The 16894-nt window shown below is 60.7% G+C and carries 13 protein-coding genes; 6 read left to right on the top strand and 7 right to left on the bottom strand.

Translation table 11 applies throughout. From position 1 onward, the window contains the following. Window positions 1–405: 405 nt before the first annotated feature. Complete coding sequence (gene garD / locus FH061_RS29100) at window positions 406–1968, bottom strand: galactarate dehydratase (protein ID WP_151639336.1); 1563 nt, start codon at window positions 1966–1968, stop codon at window positions 406–408. Between the two features lie 205 nt (window positions 1969–2173). Between garD and FH061_RS29095 the strand changes: the two genes are divergently transcribed. Then, window positions 2174–2929, top strand: a complete 756-nt coding sequence (locus FH061_RS29095; RefSeq protein WP_151639333.1) for an SDR family oxidoreductase — start codon at window positions 2174–2176, stop codon at window positions 2927–2929. 105 nt (window positions 2930–3034) lie between these two features. Here FH061_RS29095 and FH061_RS29090 read toward each other — a convergent pair whose 3' ends face one another. The 5 genes from FH061_RS29090 to FH061_RS29070 all read right to left on the bottom strand — a co-directional run bounded on the left by FH061_RS29090 (window position 3035) and on the right by FH061_RS29070 (window position 9445). Next, window positions 3035–4465 carry an aldehyde dehydrogenase (NADP(+)) gene (locus FH061_RS29090; protein WP_225984962.1) on the bottom strand — a complete coding sequence of 477 codons (1431 nt, stop codon included), beginning with the start codon at window positions 4463–4465 and terminating at the stop codon, window positions 3035–3037. Window positions 4466–4671: 206 nt separating this feature from the next. Beyond that, complete coding sequence (gene gudD, locus FH061_RS29085) at window positions 4672–6027, bottom strand: glucarate dehydratase (RefSeq protein WP_151639331.1); 1356 nt, start codon at window positions 6025–6027, stop codon at window positions 4672–4674. 80 nt (window positions 6028–6107) lie between these two features. Beyond that, window positions 6108–7070: a Bug family tripartite tricarboxylate transporter substrate binding protein gene (locus FH061_RS29080; protein ID WP_151639330.1), complete on the bottom strand. Its 963-nt coding sequence runs from the start codon at window positions 7068–7070 to the stop codon at window positions 6108–6110. Between the two features lie 40 nt (window positions 7071–7110). Further along, window positions 7111–8022, bottom strand: coding sequence for a 5-dehydro-4-deoxyglucarate dehydratase (gene kdgD, locus FH061_RS29075; RefSeq protein ID WP_151639329.1), 912 nt, complete (start codon window positions 8020–8022; stop codon window positions 7111–7113). Window positions 8023–8377: 355 nt separating this feature from the next. Further along, complete coding sequence (locus FH061_RS29070; protein ID WP_192805319.1) at window positions 8378–9445, bottom strand: LacI family DNA-binding transcriptional regulator; 1068 nt, start codon at window positions 9443–9445, stop codon at window positions 8378–8380. Window positions 9446–9901: 456 nt separating this feature from the next. Here FH061_RS29070 and FH061_RS29065 point away from each other — a divergent pair, with 456 nt between their 5' ends. Next, window positions 9902–11059 (top strand): MFS transporter, encoded by a 1158-nt coding sequence (locus FH061_RS29065; protein ID WP_151639327.1) that lies wholly within the window; start codon window positions 9902–9904, stop codon window positions 11057–11059. Window positions 11060–11198: 139 nt separating this feature from the next. On the opposite strand, the gene FH061_RS29060 is transcribed toward FH061_RS29065, so the two are convergent. Continuing rightward, window positions 11199–12560, bottom strand: a complete 1362-nt coding sequence (locus FH061_RS29060) for an MFS transporter (protein ID WP_151639326.1) — start codon at window positions 12558–12560, stop codon at window positions 11199–11201. A gap of 169 nt (window positions 12561–12729) precedes the next feature. On the opposite strand from FH061_RS29060, the gene cyoA reads away from it, so the two are divergent. From cyoA to cyoD, 4 genes are read left to right on the top strand one after another with little or no spacing between them, the layout of a single operon-like run. Continuing rightward, window positions 12730–13755, top strand: coding sequence for a ubiquinol oxidase subunit II (gene cyoA / locus FH061_RS29055; protein ID WP_151639325.1), 1026 nt, complete (start codon window positions 12730–12732; stop codon window positions 13753–13755). Between the two features lie 5 nt (window positions 13756–13760). Beyond that, window positions 13761–15764 (top strand): cytochrome o ubiquinol oxidase subunit I, encoded by a 2004-nt coding sequence (cyoB, locus tag FH061_RS29050; protein WP_151639335.1) that lies wholly within the window; start codon window positions 13761–13763, stop codon window positions 15762–15764. Beyond that, window positions 15757–16392 (top strand): cytochrome o ubiquinol oxidase subunit III, encoded by a 636-nt coding sequence (cyoC, locus tag FH061_RS29045; protein WP_151639324.1) that lies wholly within the window; start codon window positions 15757–15759, stop codon window positions 16390–16392. The genes cyoB and cyoC overlap by 8 nt, the downstream gene beginning before the upstream one ends. Then, on the top strand, window positions 16389–16820 hold the full coding sequence (cyoD, locus tag FH061_RS29040; RefSeq protein WP_151639323.1) for a cytochrome o ubiquinol oxidase subunit IV: 432 nt from the start codon (window positions 16389–16391) through the stop codon (window positions 16818–16820). The genes cyoC and cyoD overlap by 4 nt, the downstream gene beginning before the upstream one ends. Window positions 16821–16894 lie beyond the last annotated feature (74 nt).

The following is a 16894-nucleotide window of genomic DNA, read 5'->3' as shown; positions in this document are numbered from 1 at the left end:
ACTCGCTGTCCAAGCGCACCACGCTGCACACGTCCTACGGCTACATGAAGAGCCGCGGCGTCGGTTCGCGCGGCTATACCGTTGGCAGCGCGATCGAAGCAGGCAGCGGCAGCCGCAGCCTCGAAGTCGGCGTGCGCCACACGTTCTAATAGCCGATCAGGCTAGTCGAATGGAGAAAAGGACGTCTTCGGACGTCCTTTTTTCTTGCGAGCTCGAATGAGCTCAAGCGTGTTCAAGCCCGTTCTTTCGGAAGGCTCGGACGCCAGGGGTTCGCTGCCGTCGCACGCCATGCTTGGTCGCCATGCGGCGTCGGGGCGTCGGGGCTCAAGCCGCAGAAATGCCAAAGGCCTGATTGACTGCACACGCCGTCAATCAGGCCTTTGTATTGTCAATCCTGCGGATTGATCAGGTCACTGGCGCCGGATTGAACAGCGCCAGCGAATTGTGCAGCTTCCAATGCTCCGCCCAGGTCTCCTTGCGGCCGCTGGCCACGTCCAGCATCAGCTGGAACAGTTCCCAGCCCACGTCTTCGATCGTTGCTTCGCCAGTGGCGATGCGGCCGGCGTTGACGTCCATCAGGTCATGCCAGCGACGGGCGAGGTCATCCCGCGTGGCGACCTTGATCACCGGCACCGAAGCCAGTCCGTAGGGCGTGCCGCGGCCCGTGGTGAAGACATGCATGTTGATGCCGGCCGCCACCTGCAGCGTGCCGCAGATGAAATCGCTGGCCGGCGTCGCGGCATAAATCAGGCCTTTCTGTTTTGCCTTTTCGCCGGGCGAGAGTACGCCCGAAATCGGACTGGAACCCGACTTGACGATGGAGCCCATGGCTTTCTCGACGATATTCGACAAGCCGCCCTTCTTGTTGCCGGGCGAGGTGTTGGCGCTGCGGTCGACGCCGCCCTTCTTCAGGTAATTGTCGTACCACTCCATCTCGCGGATCATCGCGTCGGCTACTTCCTTGTTCACCGCGCGCGATGTCAGCTGGTCGATGCCGTCGCGGACTTCGGTCACTTCGGAGAACATGACGGTGGCGCCGGCCCGCACCAGCAGATCGGTGGCAAAGCCGACCGCCGGATTGGCGGTCACGCCGGAGAAGGCATCGCTGCCGCCGCATTGCACGCCGACCACCAGATCCGATGCCGGGCATTCGACGCGCTGGCGCTGGTTGAGCTTTGCCAGCTGGCGGTCGGCGACCTTCATGATCGACTGGATCATCGATTCGAAACCGACATGCTCGGTATCCTGCAGCACCACCAGGTTGGATTCTCCGGTCTGGATGGGTATGCTCCCGGCCGGGAACAGCTTGACCGGCTGCAGCTTCTCGCAGCCGAGGCTGACAAGCACGGGCTGGCCGCCGAAATTCGGATTGGTGGCGATATTGCGCAGCGTGCGGATCGGGATTTCGGCGCCAGGCGCATCGATGGCGACGCCGCAGCCGTAGGCATGTTCGATGCCGATGACATCGTCGACGTTCGGATACTTCGGCAGCAATTCACTCTTGATGTGCTGGACCGCGAAATCGACCACGCCGGAGACGCACTGCACCGTCGTGCTGATGGCCAGGATATTGCGCGTGCCCACGCTGCCGTCGGCATTGCGGAACCCCATGAAGGTGTAGCCGGTGAGCGGCTCCTGCTGCGGCGGCTTGCGCGTGGCGATAGGAAGGTTTTCGAGTTCTCGCGCGGGCGGCATGCGCACCAGCGATTCATCGATCCAGCTGCCTTGCGGAATGTCGCGCACCGCATAGCCGATGGTCACGTCGTAACGCAGGATAGGATCGCCTTCCTTGAAATCCTTCAGGGCAATCTTGTGGCCTTGCGGCACCCGGTCGCGCAGGGTCAGGCCGTCCGGAAATACCGTCCCGGCAGGTAATCCGCCGTCATTGACGACGATGGCGACGTTGTCGTTCTGGTTCATCAGAATGTAACGGGGCGTGTCGGCCGCATTCTGTTCGCTTGTCTTCATATCCATACCGATGTCCTTTGCCCGCCTGTGCGCGGCCTGAAAGTCATACAAATTGATTTTTCGATGACATCTTACATGTACTTGCTATACCTTACAACTTAAAAGGTGAGATTATTGCGGAGTTTCGCAAGCGACGGCCAGCACCGCCGCTTCGATATCATTCCGCCATTCAATAAATAAGACGAAGACAACTCAAGGAGAAAACATGTCGACATCCAAAGTCGCGGTGGTAACCGGCGCAGGTTCCGGAATAGGAAAGAGTGTCGCGCTGACGCTCGCGCGCAATGGCTATGCAGTGGTGTTTGCGGGCCGGCGGCGGGATGCGCTGGAAGCGGCCATCGCCGAACTCGGCGGCGACACCTTCCAGGCAATCGCGGTGCCGACCGATGTCACCGATCCGGCATCGGTGACTGCCTTGTTCGAATCCGCCAAGGAAAAATTCGGCAGAGTGGATGTGCTGTTCAACAACGCCGGCGCGTTCTCACCACCCGCATTGCTGGAAGACCTGGCGTACGAAGATTGGATGAACGTGGTGAATGTCAATCTGACCGGGGTGTTCCTGTGCACGCAGGCCGCGTTCCGCGTGATGAAGGAACAGGCACCGCGTGGCGGCCGGATCATCAACAATGGCTCGATCTCCGCCTATGCGCCGCGGCCCAACTCGATTGCGTACACGGCGACAAAGCATGCGGTCACGGGAATGACGAAGACCACCTCGCTGGACGGCAGGAAATATGACATCGCTTGCGGCCAGATCGATATCGGCAATGCCCTGACCGACCGCACCGAACGGATGGAGCGCGGCGTGCCGCAGGCAAACGGCAGCGTCGCGCCCGAGCCGACCATGGATGTGCAGCATGTGGCCGACGCGGTGCTTTACATGGCCGGCCTGCCGCTGGAGGCGAATGTGCAATTCATGACCGTGATGGCGACCAAGATGCCCTTCGTCGGACGCGGCTGATAGTGCCTTGGATTTATTGAATGCCGCGCCCGCCATGACTGCGGCAGTCAGGCGGGCGGCATAGCCGCTCAGCGGCTCGGCAATACTCGCAATACTCCGCAATACTCAGAGCGGAATCCCGCCGCGTCCGGCGAGCCAGGCCGGCGCTTCCTGCAGCGCCACGGGACGCAGGAAGCGCTGCATGGCCATCAGGCCGACCGAAGTCGTCTGCGGCTGGGTCGACGACGGAAACGGCCCGCCGTGATGCTGGGCGCGTGTGACCGCAACGCCGGTCGGCACGCCGTTGAACAGCACCCGTCCGGCAATCCGGATGGCGCCGCGCACGATGCTCATGGTTTCCGCATCGTTGCCTTCCGCGCCCCAGACGGTCACGGTCAGGCTGCCGCCGATGGCAGCAAGCACTTGCAGCAACTGTTCGGACGACTTCACCTTCACCACCACGCATGAAGGACCGAAGATCTCTTCGCGCAAGGCATGGTCACGCAGAAATGCCCCGGTATCCAGCAACACCAGGTTCGGCACCGGATGCTTCTCGCCGTTCTGTTCGCCGGTAGTCACGCGCTTTGCCGCGGGATGCCGGTTCAGGCGTGCCACGCCTTCATTGAACGCATTGCGGATGCCGGGCGACAGCATGGCATGCGTGTTCTGGCTGTCCATCGCGGCGGCGAGCTGGCTCACGAATGCATCGGTGACGGCATTGTCGTAAGCAATCAGCACGCCCGGGCTGGTGCAGAACTGGCCGCAGCCTTGCGCGATCGACGCCGCCAGGGTTGCGGCGAGTTCGGCGCCCCGGGTTTCAAGCGCCGCGGGCAAGGCGATGATGGGATTGATCGAGCCGAGTTCGCCGAAGAAGGGAATCGGGCGCGGCCGCGCATTGATTTCCTTTTGCAGCGCCATGCCGCCGACATAGGAACCGGTGAAGGCCACTGCGGCGATATCGGCGTGGCGCACCAGGTGCACGCCAACCTCGCGCGAAGCGCCGCTGACCATCGACAGCACGCCGGCGGGTGCGCCGCTGCGCTGCGCCGCAGCCAGCGCCAGTTCGAACACCGCATTCGACAGCCCCGGATGCGCGGGATGCGCCTTCACGACGACGGGGCAACCGGCGGCGAGCGCCGATGCGGTATCGCCGCCCAGCACGGAAAAGGCAAAGGGAAAATTACTCGCCGAGAACATCGCCACCGGGCCGAGCGGTACATTGACGCGCAGCAGGCGCGGATGCCCGGCCGGCGGAGCGCCGGGCACCGCTTCATCATCAATGACGGCGAACGGCTCGCCGGCATCCACCGCATCGGCGAATGCGCGCAGCTGGAATGCGGTGCGGTCGAGTTCGCCGTTCAGGCGGGCGGTGCCGAGGAAACTTTCCTCGTTGGCGATGCCGACCAGGCGTTCGCGATCGGCTTCCAGGGCTGACGCCAGTTCACGCAGCAATGCGCTGCGCGCAGCGGGGCTGGAAGCGGCCCATTGGTCATTGATGTCAACGGCACTGCGGACCGCCGCATCGATCTGCGCGAGGGTGGATTCCTGTAATGCCATGGAAGAATTCGTGGTCATCGTTGTACGGCTCCATGAATGACTGGTCCCGGACAAGCCGGGACGACAGTTCTCACCCTCTACCTCTGGGAGAGGGCCGGGGTGAGGGGATTCGGCCCAACATATTTTCAGGCCGGATCTATAGGATGGTGAAAAGGTGCGTGCGGTCCGCTCCCACAGGATGCGGACCGCAGCTGGCGACCTGATGGTCAGCGCACCATGCAAGGCTTCTTGTTGTCGAACTTCCAGCCGGGGATCAGGTACTGCATCGCGATCGCATCGTCGCGAGCGCCGAGTCCTTTTTCCTTGTAGAGCTGATGCGCGCGTTCGACCTCTTCCATGTCGAGCTCGACGCCCAGGCCCGGCTTCTTCGGCACGTCCACCATGCCGCCCACGATCTGCAGCGGTTCCTTCGTCAGGCGCTGGCCGTCCTGCCAGATCCAGTGCGTGTCGATCGCGGTGATCTTGCCCGGCGCCGCGGCGGCCACATGGGTGAACATCGCCAGCGAGATGTCGAAATGGTTGTTCGAATGCGAGCCCCAGGTCAGGCCCCATTCATTGCACATCTGCGCCACCCGCACCGAACCCTGCATGGTCCAGAAATGCGGATCGGCCAGCGGAATGTCGACCGACTGCAGCTGGATCGAATGGCCCATTTCACGCCAGTCGGTGGCGATCATGTTGGTCGCCGTCGGCAGGCCGGTGGCGCGGCGGAACTCGGCCATCACTTCGCGGCCGGAGAAGCCGTTCTCGGCGCCGCAGGGATCTTCCGCATACGCCAGCACGTCATGCTGGTCGCGGCAGAGACGGATGGCGTCTTTCAGCAGCCAGCCGCCGTTGGGGTCGAGCGTGATGCGCGCATTCGGAAAGCGCTCGGCCAGCGCGGTGACGGCTTCGATTTCATCCTCGCCGCGCAGCACGCCGCCCTTGAGCTTGAAATCATTGAAGCCGTAACGTTCGTATGCGGCTTCCGCCAGGCGCACGACAGCTTCGGGTGTCATCGCCTTTTCATGGCGCACGCGGAACCAGTCGTTGTCGGCATCGGGATCGCTGTCATATTCCAGGTCGGTTGCCTTGCGGTCGCCGACATAGAACAGGTAGCCGAGCATTTCCACCTTGTCCCGCTGCTGGCCTTCGCCGAGCAGTGCGGCCACCGGCACGTCGAGATGCTTGCCGAGCAGGTCGAGCAAGGCCGCTTCGAGCGCGGTGACGGCATGAATGGTGATGCGCAGGTCGAAGGTCTGCAGGCCGCGGCCGCCGGCATCGCGCTCGGCGAAAGCCTTGCGCACCGTGTTGAGAATGTTGTGGTAGTGGCCGATCGGCTGGCCGACGACGAACGCGGCAGCGTCTTCGAGAGTCTGGCGGATGCGTTCGCCGCCAGGCACTTCGCCGACGCCGGTATTGCCGGCGCTGTCGGTGAGAACGATGATGTTGCGGGTGAAATAAGGTCCGTGCGCGCCGCTCAGGTTGAGCAGCATGCTGTCGCGGCCGGCCACCGGAATGACGCGCAGTTCAGTGACGACCGGCGCGCCGCGCACGGCTTGCGCTGTGTTCAATGCAGACATGATGATATCCAGGAGTTAGATGACGTGGACCGGACTTCATGTTCAAGCCCGGTCATGTTTTCAGCTTGGCCGAACGCGGATCAATCGAGCGTGATCTTGCCGACTTCAATAACCTGCTTCCAGCGCGCGAGTTCCTGCTGCTGGAACTTGGCGAATTCTTCAGGCGAATTGGCAACCACCTCGAAGCCCTGCTCGACCAGACGGTTCTTGATTTCCGGATCGTTCAGCGCACCGACAATTGCCCCATGCAGCTTGGCCTTCACATCCTTGGGCAATCCCTTCGGCGCGGCGGCGGCCTGCCATGAATACACATCCACGCCTTTCACGCCAGCCTCTGCCAGCGTCGGCACCTGCGGCAGCATCGGCGCGCGCTTGTCGGCAGTGATCGCCAGCGCCTTCAGTTTTCCGGTCTTGATATGGCCGACAACAACATTGATGTTCTGGAACGATACGTCGGCATGGCCGCCGATCAGATCAGTAATCGCCGGTGCGCCGCCCTTGTAGGGAATATGCACGCCGGAAGTGCCGGTCTGCTGCCAGAACAGCGCAGTCGTCAGGTGGTCCGATGAACCGGAACCGGAGGAGGCGAACGTCACCTTGCCCGGATTCTTCTTCAGGTAGGCAATGAATTCCTGCAGGTTGTTTGCCGGGAAATTCGGCGTTGCCACCAGTACGTTCGGCGCCCGCACCGCGACTGTCAGCAGGTCGAAATCCTTGGCCGGATCATAGGCCAGCTTCTTCTGCAGGAACGGATTGACGGCATAGACGCCGATCGAGGCCACGAGGAAGGTGTATCCATCCGGCGCGGCGTTCTTGACGAGACCGGCGCCGATCGCACCGGTGGCGCCCGGCTTGTTCTCGACGACGATAGGCTGGCCCAGGGCCTGGTTCATTTTCGGTCCGATCGCGCGTGCGATCGAATCGGTGGAGCCGCCCGCGGGGAACGGCACGACAGCGGTGATCGGCTTTTCCGGATAGCCCGCCGCGGAAGCCGTGGCGCTGAAGGAAAGGCCGATAAGCAGGACGGAAAGCAGCTTCTTCATGATGTCTCCTACGATTGATCGATAACTTGCGGCGATGAAGTTATTGCGGGCCGAGCTTGGCCATCAGCGCGCGCAGCTCTTCGACTTCGGCCGGCTTCAGGTCCGACAGCGGCGGACGAACCGGACCCGCGCCATGACCGATGATGGTGGCGCCGGCCTTGACGATGCTCACTGCATAACCTTGGCCGCGATTGCGCAATTCCAGATACGGCAGGAAGAAGTCGCGAATGATGCGATTGGTGGTTGCGGTGTCATCGGCGGCATGCGCGTTGTAGAACTCGATCGCTGTCTTCGGAATGAAGTTGAAGACGGCCGAGGAATAAACCGGGCAGCCCATTGCCTTGTAGGCGCCGGCAAACACTTCCGCTGTCGGCAGGCCGCCGAGGTAAGCGAAGCGGTCACCGAGCTGCACGCGGATGGACACCATGGCCTCGATGTCGCCGATGCCGTCCTTGAAGCCGATCAGGTTCGGGCAGCTCTCGGCGAGCTTGAGCAGGGACTCGGGAGTCAGGCGGCAGGCGCCGCGGTTGTAGACGATGACGCCGAACTTGACGCTGCGGCATACCGCTTCAACGTGGGCAACCAGGCCTTCCTGGCTGGCTTCGGTCAGGTAGTGCGGCAGCAGCAGCACGCCCTGCGCGCCGAGGCGCTCGGCTTCCTGCGCATATTTGATGGCCAGCGAGGTGCCGCCGCCGGCGCCGGCGATGATCGGCATGCGGCCGCGGCAGGTGTCGACGGCCGTCTTCACGACGGCGGAATATTCGCCCGGCTCGAGCGAAAAGAATTCACCGGTGCCGCCGGCCGCGAACAGGGCGGAAGCGCCGTAGGGCATCAGCCACTCCAGACGCTCGGCATAAGGACCCGGATTGAACTGGAGGTTGGCGTCGAAATCAGTCAGGGGAAACGACAGCAGGCCGCTTTCGAGGACGCGTTTCAGTTCTTGAGGATGCATGACTTACCTTTCTTGAGAAGATGCTGGCGCAGTGTGTCCAGATTGATTCCATGGTTTGCATGGTACCGCTACCAAAAGCGAATGGATTGAATGGTAGCGGTACCAAATTTAGCTGTCAATGATTTCACGGAGATTTTTTGCGTGCCGGCGCTTGCAACAATCCTGTGGGAAATGATTGCTTTGCCGATGCCGGTTCCGCAAGCTTTCCTGCGGGGAAAATCAGGCGACGGAAAGCAGTTTTGGTCCGTCCTGGGTGAATCAGGCGAGGAAGGGAACGAGGACGGAGACGGAGCGGATGCGACCTCTTGTCGTCACAGGCTGGGGACCGCGAGCCAGCGCCATAGCGCGCATCGGTTCACGCACTATCACGTTCGATGATGGAAAAGCCGATATCGTGAATCGGATTCTCGACAGCCTGCCCGTTGGCCCGCTCAATGATGAACTGGGCCGCTTTCCTTCCTATTGCCGTGCCGTCGATGCGCACGGTCGTCAGTGCGGGATGCAGGTCGCGCGCATAGGTGAAGTCGCCGAAGCCGATGACGGCCAGCTGTTGCGGCACCTTGATTCCGCTTGCCTGCGCCTCGGTCAGCACGCCAAGTGCCAGGACGTCGGAACTGCAGAACACCGCGTCGGTGTCCGGGTGGCGTGCGAGCAGTTCACGCAGCGCGGTCCGTCCACTGCCAAGCGTAGTCGGCGCAGTCACCACAGCCTGCGGAGCCAGGCCCTGGTCTTCTGCACAGATTCCGAGTTTGCGGGCGGCGTCGGAGAAGGCGCGATGACGGCGTACCGCGCGCTCGTCGTTGCCATGAATGGACCCGACGCGCCGGCGCCCTCTTCTCTTCAGAAACTCGGCAACGGCCGCGCCAATCTGCTCATGAGAAAACCCCACCAGCATGTCGATGGGAGTTGGCGTCAGGTCCCAGGTTTCCACTACCGGAATCCCGCTGGCCAGCAGCCGGCGCCTCCCGTCCGGAGAACGCATGATGCCGGTCAGCACCACGCCGTCGGGGCGGCGGCCGATAATGGTTTCCAGCAGCGCATCTTCACGCGAATTCTGGTAACCGCTCTGGCCAAGCATCAGCTGGTAACCCTGTTCGGCAAGCGCCTCGGTCAGCGACTGTACGGTTTCCTGGAACACAGGCCCGGCGATCGTCGGCACCACGGCAGCGACCAGCCTGCTCTTGCTCGATGCAAGGCCTCCAGCCAGCATGTTGGGTACATAGCCGGTGCGCTCGACCGCTTCACGCACCTTGCGCAGTACCTCGGGCGATACCGCGTCCGGCGTGTTCAGTGCCCGCGAAGCCGTGATCGGTGCAACACCCGCCAGCTTTGCCACATCGCGCAAGGTAATGCCGCCGGCGCCACGTCGTCCGCGCCGCTCACGACGTTCCGGTTTTTCGGCTGAGGGAGGGATGCTAGTCATGAAAGCCATTATACCGAAGCGGGCAATGGTAGCGCTATCACAAAATAGCGAGGGTGAGTGCCTGTGTTCTTCCGGATGCTTGAACTGCCGTATTGCCTGATCATCGGGGCAAAAACGCTTTAATGCTGTTCTGCGCATAGTGTACAGGGGCAAAGACATCGCAACACGCTGCTGTTCAATATCCTGAACAGTGAAATCGCCACGCATGGATTTATTGAAACACCTTTGTTCAATATGATCTGCCCTTCCTGAAACGCCGACGGGAAAACCGACGTGTTACGCCCCGTCGTGCATCGCTTCGACATTGCTTCACGACCCAGCCATTTGCCAACCCGCATCGCCGGACGTCTTGAATGCATTCATTGACAGACCGGTTGCACACGCTGATACGCGAGGGCTGCGCCAGCACGAGGCTTCGGCATTTGCTTTTCCATACTCAACCTACTGGAGCGTTTGATGTTCTTTCCGATTTTTCTCCTGTCCGGGGCCGGCTTCACGGTACTGACGACCGAGTTCCTGATCGTCGGCCTCCTGCCGGGACTGGCGCGGGATCTGGGGATCACCGTGTCCCAGGCGGGCCTCCTGGTGACGCTGTTCGCCTTCACGGTGGCAGCGGCAGGGCCGGCGCTGACCATCGCCATGAACAGGACCCGGCGCAAAACCATCTTTGTCGGCACACTCGTGCTCTTCGGCTTTGCCAATCTGCTTGCGGCATTCGCGCCGAACGTCGGCGTCATGGCCGTGGCGCGGTTCATTCCCGCGCTCGCCTTGCCGGTGTACTGGTCACTCGCGAGCGCCACCGCCGTTGACATCGTAGGCCCGGAAAAGGCCGGCAAGGCGATTTCGATCATCACCTTCGGCATCATCTGCGCAACGGTATTCGGCATTCCCATCGGCACCCTGATTGCCGACGCCTATGGCTGGCGCAGTGCCTTCGGCTTCGTGGCCGTGGTGGCTTTCCTCAAGGCGCTGATGCTGTACTTCTTTTTCCCTCAGCTCGCGGCCAGGACCGAGAACGCGTCTCTGAAAAGCCAGCTGACCATATTGCGCGACCCGGTGATGCTTGGACATGTGCTGCTGTCCGTCCTGGTATTTACCGGCATGTTCACCGCTTATACCTATCTGGCGGACATTCTGGAACGCCTTGCCGGTTTCAGCGGCCAGCTGGTCGGATGGACGCTCATGGCATTCGGCGTGGTCGGATTGCTCGGCAATCACCTTGGCAGCCGTATCGTGGACAAGTCGCCGCTGCAGGCGTCGTTCATTTTCTGCGGACTGATCGCTGCCGCAATGCTTGCGCTGGGTCTGAGCATCAACGTCCATGCGGCATTGGCCATGGTGCTTGCGATTTGGGGGTTGTCGCAGGCGGCGCTGTTCATGGTGAGCCATGTTCGGGTGATGAAGGCGGCGCCCGAGGCGGCAGCCTTCGCCGCATCGCTCAATATCTCAGGAGCGAACCTGGGCATCGGATTGGGCGCCATGCTGGGTGGATCGGTGATCGACCATTTCGGCATTGCCAGGCTCGGCTATGCCGGCGCAAGCGTCATGGGCTTGTCCTTGGTGCTCACGGCCATCCTGCTTGGCAGCAGGCAGCCTCGACAGGCGCTTGCGTAAATTAGAAGTTTGGAACGCGGATGAAAAAACAGAGCCTGATGAGGCTCTGCTTTAGGAAGTGCGTCCCGTATCCTGCCGGCCTTCGGGCGAAGGCCTGATGGGGATACGGGGACGTGCCCGGTGTTGAACCGTCGTCCGCCTAATCGCGGATTTCCAGCGCGCGGTTCAAGCTGAGTGCGGCGAGCGAACATACCGCGCCGGACAGGAGATAGATGCTGACGTAAGCAAGGCCGAAATGTGCCGACAGGCCCAGCGCAACCAGCGGCGCGAAACCTGCACCCACCAGCCAGGCAAGATCCGAGGTCAAGGCCGCGCCGGTATAGCGATACTTCGCCGGGAAGTTTGCAGTGACGGCACCTGCTGCCTGACCATAGGACAATCCAAGCAGAATGAAGCCGATGATCAGGAAGATGTTCTGCCCCATCTCGCCGCCGTTCATCAGCATCGGAACAAAGCCGCTGAAGACCGCAATCAGGCAGGCCAATGTGCCAAGCGTCGTGCGCCGGCCGAAACGGTCCGCCACCAGGCCGGAAACCACGACACCAACCGCCGCCAGTACCGCGCCGATCATTTGCACCACCAGGAATTCGCTGACCGAGCGCAGCGAATACAAGCTGATCCATGACAGCGGAAACACGGTCACGAGATGGAACAGCGCATAGCTGGCCAGCGCCGCCAGTGCGCCGATCAGGAGATTGCGGCCCTGCGACCGGGTCATCTCCACGACATTGGTCGGCTCGAGTTCGCGTTCATCGAGAAGGCGCGAATATTCGGCGGTGGAAACCAGGCGCAGACGTGCAAACAATGCAACCACGTTGATCGCAAACGCGACATAGAACGGATAACGCCAGCCCCACTCAAGGAAATCCTGGGGGGACAGCGCATACATCAGGTAGGAGAAGAGGCCGCCGGCGACGATGAAGCCGACCGGCGCGCCCAGCTGGCCGAGCATCGCATACCAGCCGCGGCGATGCTGCGGCGCGCTCAATGCGAGCAGCGAAGGCAGGCCATCCCATGAACCGCCGAGGGCCAGGCCCTGGCCGATGCGCAGCAGTGACAGCAGGACAATGGATGCCATGCCGAGATGCTCATAGGTCGGGATGAACGCAATGCCGGCGGTCGAAGCGCCGAGCAGCAGCAAGGCGAGCATCAGCTTGAGTTCACGGCTGAAATGCTTCTGGATTGCCATGAAGGCAATCGTGCCGAAAGGACGAGCGAGGAAAGCGAATGCGAAGATGATGAAGGAATACAGCGTTCCCTGCAGCGCATCCTTGAATGGGAAGAATACCGATGGGAACACCAGCACGGAGGCCATTGCGTAGACAAAGAAGTCGAAATATTCGGAAGCGCGCCCGATTACCACGCCGATCGCTATCTCGCCCGGGGCGATGTGACCATCTCTGGCATTGATATGCCGTGCGCTGTTGACATTGCTGCTACTTGAATCTGAGCCTGGATGGCCGCTATTGGAAGGATAAGAATAAGAAGTGGTTGTTGCCATGGATGTTGTCTCTCTTCTCTCTGCTACTTTCTGAATTACAGCTTGATTCCGTCCGTGCGGGATACATATTCAGACACGGATGCAACAGTAGGACAAAATGTCCAATCGTAAATTCCGCCCTGCCAAAGTAGAGTAGCACACTCTTGATCCACGTTCTTGACTTTCCCAGATGCATCTGCTAACTGCACGTCGACTATTGCTTCTTCTGCCTCTAGTGTTGCTTGCCGGCTGCGACACTGTGGTGATGAATCCTTCGGGGGACATCGCCGCCCAGCAGGGAAGGCTTATCTTTATATCCACCATGCTGATGCTGCTGATCATCGTTCCGGTGATCGTGCTGACCATCCTCTTCGCCTGGCGTTACCGCAAGAGCAACACATCGGCAAAATACGAACCTGACTGGGATCACTCGACCAAGCTCGAGCTGGTGATCTGGGGCGCTCCCCTGCTCATCATTATCGCGCTCGGCCTGCTGACCTGGATCAGCACCCATCTGCTGGACCCGTATCGCCCGCTGCAAAGGCTCGATGCCGAACGCCCCATTCCGGCAGGCGTCAAGCATCTCGAAGTGCAGGTTGTCGCGCTCGACTGGAAATGGCTGTTCATCTATCCCGAGCAAGGCATTGCCACGGTGAATGAACTGGTCACGCCGGTAGACGTGCCGATCCGCTTCAAGATCACCGCATCCACGGTAATGAACTCCTTCTATATTCCGGCGCTGGCGGGACAGATCTATGCAATGCCCGGCATGTCCACCATGCTGCATGCGGTGATCAACAAGCCGGGTGAGTATGAAGGCTTTTCAGCCAACTACAGCGGCGCGGGCTTCTCGCACATGCGATTCAAGTACCACGGTGTCAGCAATGCCGATTTCGACAGCTGGGTGCAAAAAACCAAGGCAGGCGGCAACGCGCTCAAGCGCACCGAATACCTTGAGCTGGAAAAGCCGAGCGAACGCGATCCGGTCCGCCGTTACGGCACGGTCGAAAACGATCTCTACGACGCCATCGTCAACCGCTGCGTCACGCCGAACACGGTCTGCATGAAAGACCAGATGGCAGCCGATGCCAACCGCATCCGGGCGGCCGCCAAAGGCAAGGAATCCACCGTAAAGACCGCAGAGCCTGTTGCCCATGCCGGCGCCCACGGCGGCACCGCCACGCCCGGCTCGCATGCACACCATCATAAAGAGTAACAATGATGCAAGACCAAATTGACCTGACGAAGCTGATCTTCGGCCGCCTCGGCTGGGAATCGATTCCGCTTCATGAGCCCATCCTGATCGCCACGTTCATCATGGTGGTTATCGGCGGCATTGCCGTTGTCGGCGCCGTGACCAAGATGGGATGGTGGGGCCCCCTGTGGCGCGACTGGATCACCAGCATCGACCACAAGAAGATCGGCATCATGTACATGATCCTGGGACTGGTGATGCTGCTGCGCGGCTTCGCCGACGCGCTCATGATGCGCGCCCAGCAAGCTGTCGCCTTCGGCGACAACGCCGGCTTCCTCCCGCCGCACCACTACGACCAGATCTTTACCGCGCATGGCGTGATCATGATCTTCTTCGTCGCGATGCCGCTGGTGACGGGCCTGATGAACTATGTCGTGCCGCTGCAGATCGGCGCGCGCGACGTTGCCTTTCCCTTCCTCAACAACTTCAGCTTCTGGATGACCACCATCGGCGCGGGGCTGATCATGGTGTCGCTGTTCGTCGGCGAATTCGCCACTACCGGCTGGCTTGCCTATCCTCCGCTGTCGGGCATCCTGGCGAGCCCGAGCGTCGGCGTCGATTACTACATCTGGGCCTTGCAGATTGCGGGGGTAGGCACGCTGCTGTCGGGCGTCAACCTGATCGTCACCATTGTCAAGATGCGCGCTCCCGGCATGACCATGATGAAAATGCCGGTGTTCACATGGACTTCGCTGTGCACCAACGTGCTCATCGTCGCCTCCTTCCCGGTGCTGACCGCGGTGCTCGCCATGCTGTCCCTGGACCGCATGTTCGGCGCCAACTTCTTCACCAATGACCTCGGCGGCAATTCGATGCTGTACGTGAACCTGATCTGGATCTGGGGACACCCCGAGGTGTACATCCTGATCCTGCCGCTGTTCGGCGTGTTTTCCGAGGTGGTATCGACGTTCTCCAGCAAGCGCCTGTTCGGCTATACCTCCATGGTGTATGCGACCGTCGTCATTACGATCCTGTCGTACCTGGTGTGGCTGCATCACTTCTTCACCATGGGTTCGGGCGCGAGCGTGAATTCCTTCTTTGGCATCACGACGATGATCATTTCGATCCCGACCGGCGCGAAGATCTTCAACTGGCTGTTCACCATGTACCGCGGCCGCATCCGCTTCGAGCTTCCGATGATGTGGGCGGTTGCCTTCATGATCACTTTCGTGATCGGCGGCATGACCGGCGTGCTGCTGGCGGTTCCGCCTGCCGATTTCGTGCTGCACAACAGTCTGTTCCTGATCGCGCATTTCCATAACGTGATCATCGGCGGCGTATTGTTCGGCCTGTTTGCCGGCATCAACTACTGGTTCCCGAAGGCCTTCGGCTACAAGCTTGACACCTTCTGGGGCAAGGTATCGTTCTGGAATTGGGTCATCGGCTTCTATCTTGCCTTCATGCCGCTGTATGTCCTCGGCCTGATGGGTGTCACCCGCCGGATGAGCCACTTCGAGGATCCGTCGCTGCAGATCTGGTTCCAGATTGCCGCCCTGGGTGCCGTGCTGATCGCCTTCGGCATTGCGGCGATGCTGGTACAGTTCTACGTCAGCTTCAGGCGCCGCCATGCGTTGCGCGACGTTACCGGCGATCCTTGGGATGGCCGCACGCTGGAATGGGCAACCTCTTCTCCGCCGCCCGACTACAACTTTGCGTTCACGCCGCGCGTGTACGACAACGACAGCTGGGCTGACATGAAGAAGCAGCGCTATACCCGTCCGCAGCACGGCTTCACGGCGATTCACATGCCCAAGAATACGGCAGCCGGCTTCATCATCGCAGCACTCAGCGGCGTGATCGGTTTTGCCTTGATCTGGCATATGTGGCTGCTCGCCGGCGCAGGTTTCGTTGCAATGATGGCTGCCATCATCATCCATACCTTCAATTACAAACGCGACTACTACATCCCGGCGGCAGACGTTGTCCGCACCGAGGCTGCTCGCACCCGCTTGTTGGAAAGCCATGTCTGAGATAACTGCAAATACCGTCGATGCACTGAGCACTGAGGAGAGCTCGCGCTTCTATGTGCGTGAGCATCATCCCCAGAACGGCACCCTGCTCGGCTTCTGGATCTACCTGATGAGCGACTGCCTCATCTTTGCCTGCCTGTTTGCCGCGTATGCGGTGCTGGGACGCAATTACGCCGGCGGTCCTTCCGGCGCGGAATTGTTTGACCTGCCGCTGGTGGCCATGAACACCGCATTGCTGCTGCTGTCATCCATTACCTACGGCTTCGCCATGCTGGAGTCGCAGCGCAAGCGCCTGCGTTCCACATTGGTTTGGCTGGGCATCACCGGGCTGCTCGGCGTCGGTTTCATCTCGCTGGAGCTTTATGAATTCAGCCATCTGCTGCATCAGGGTGCCGGCCCGCAGCGCAGCGGTTTCCTGACGTCGTTCTTCGCGCTTGTCGGCACCCACGGCCTGCACGTTGCTTTCGGCATCGTCTGGCTCGTCACCCTGATGTTCCAGCTTGGCCGCCATGGTCTCGTTCCGGAGAACAACCGCCGTCTGATGTGCCTGTCGATGTTCTGGCACTTCCTCGACGTTATCTGGATCGGCGTCTTTACCTTTGTTTATCTGATGGGAGTCTTGCCATGAGCGAGCATCACATGACACCTGCCCACGCCGGCGGTCACGACGATCACGGCCATCATGATCACCATGAACATCACGATGACCATGCGAACCATGGCAGCTTGAAAAGCTATGCCGTCGGTTTCATCCTGTCGGTAATACTCACGGCAATCCCGTTCTGGCTGGTCATGGGCAATGTGTTCCAGGATTCAAGCACAACAGCCCTGGTCATCCTGGGTTTCGCCGCGGTTCAGATGGTCGTGCACATGATTTACTTCCTGCACATGAACACCAAGTCGGAAGGCGGATGGTCGATGCTGGCACTGATCTTTACCATCGTTCTCGTGGTGATCATGCTTGCCGGTTCAATATGGGTAATGTATCACCTGAATCACAACATGATGCCTGGCATGACGCCCGGTGGCACGCATTCGACGCATAGCATGCCATGAATGATACTTCCGAGCGCAGGCGCGAACCGGTCTCTGTAAAGAACAGATAACGCCCCAGGAAGTGTGGAATAAAT

It is taken from the genome of Noviherbaspirillum aerium, assembly GCF_008929045.1.
Lineage (GTDB): Bacteria > Pseudomonadota > Gammaproteobacteria > Burkholderiales > Burkholderiaceae_D > Noviherbaspirillum > Noviherbaspirillum aerium.
Note: the sequence above shows the minus strand (reverse complement) of the source record. Positions and strands in the feature narration are given on the sequence as shown.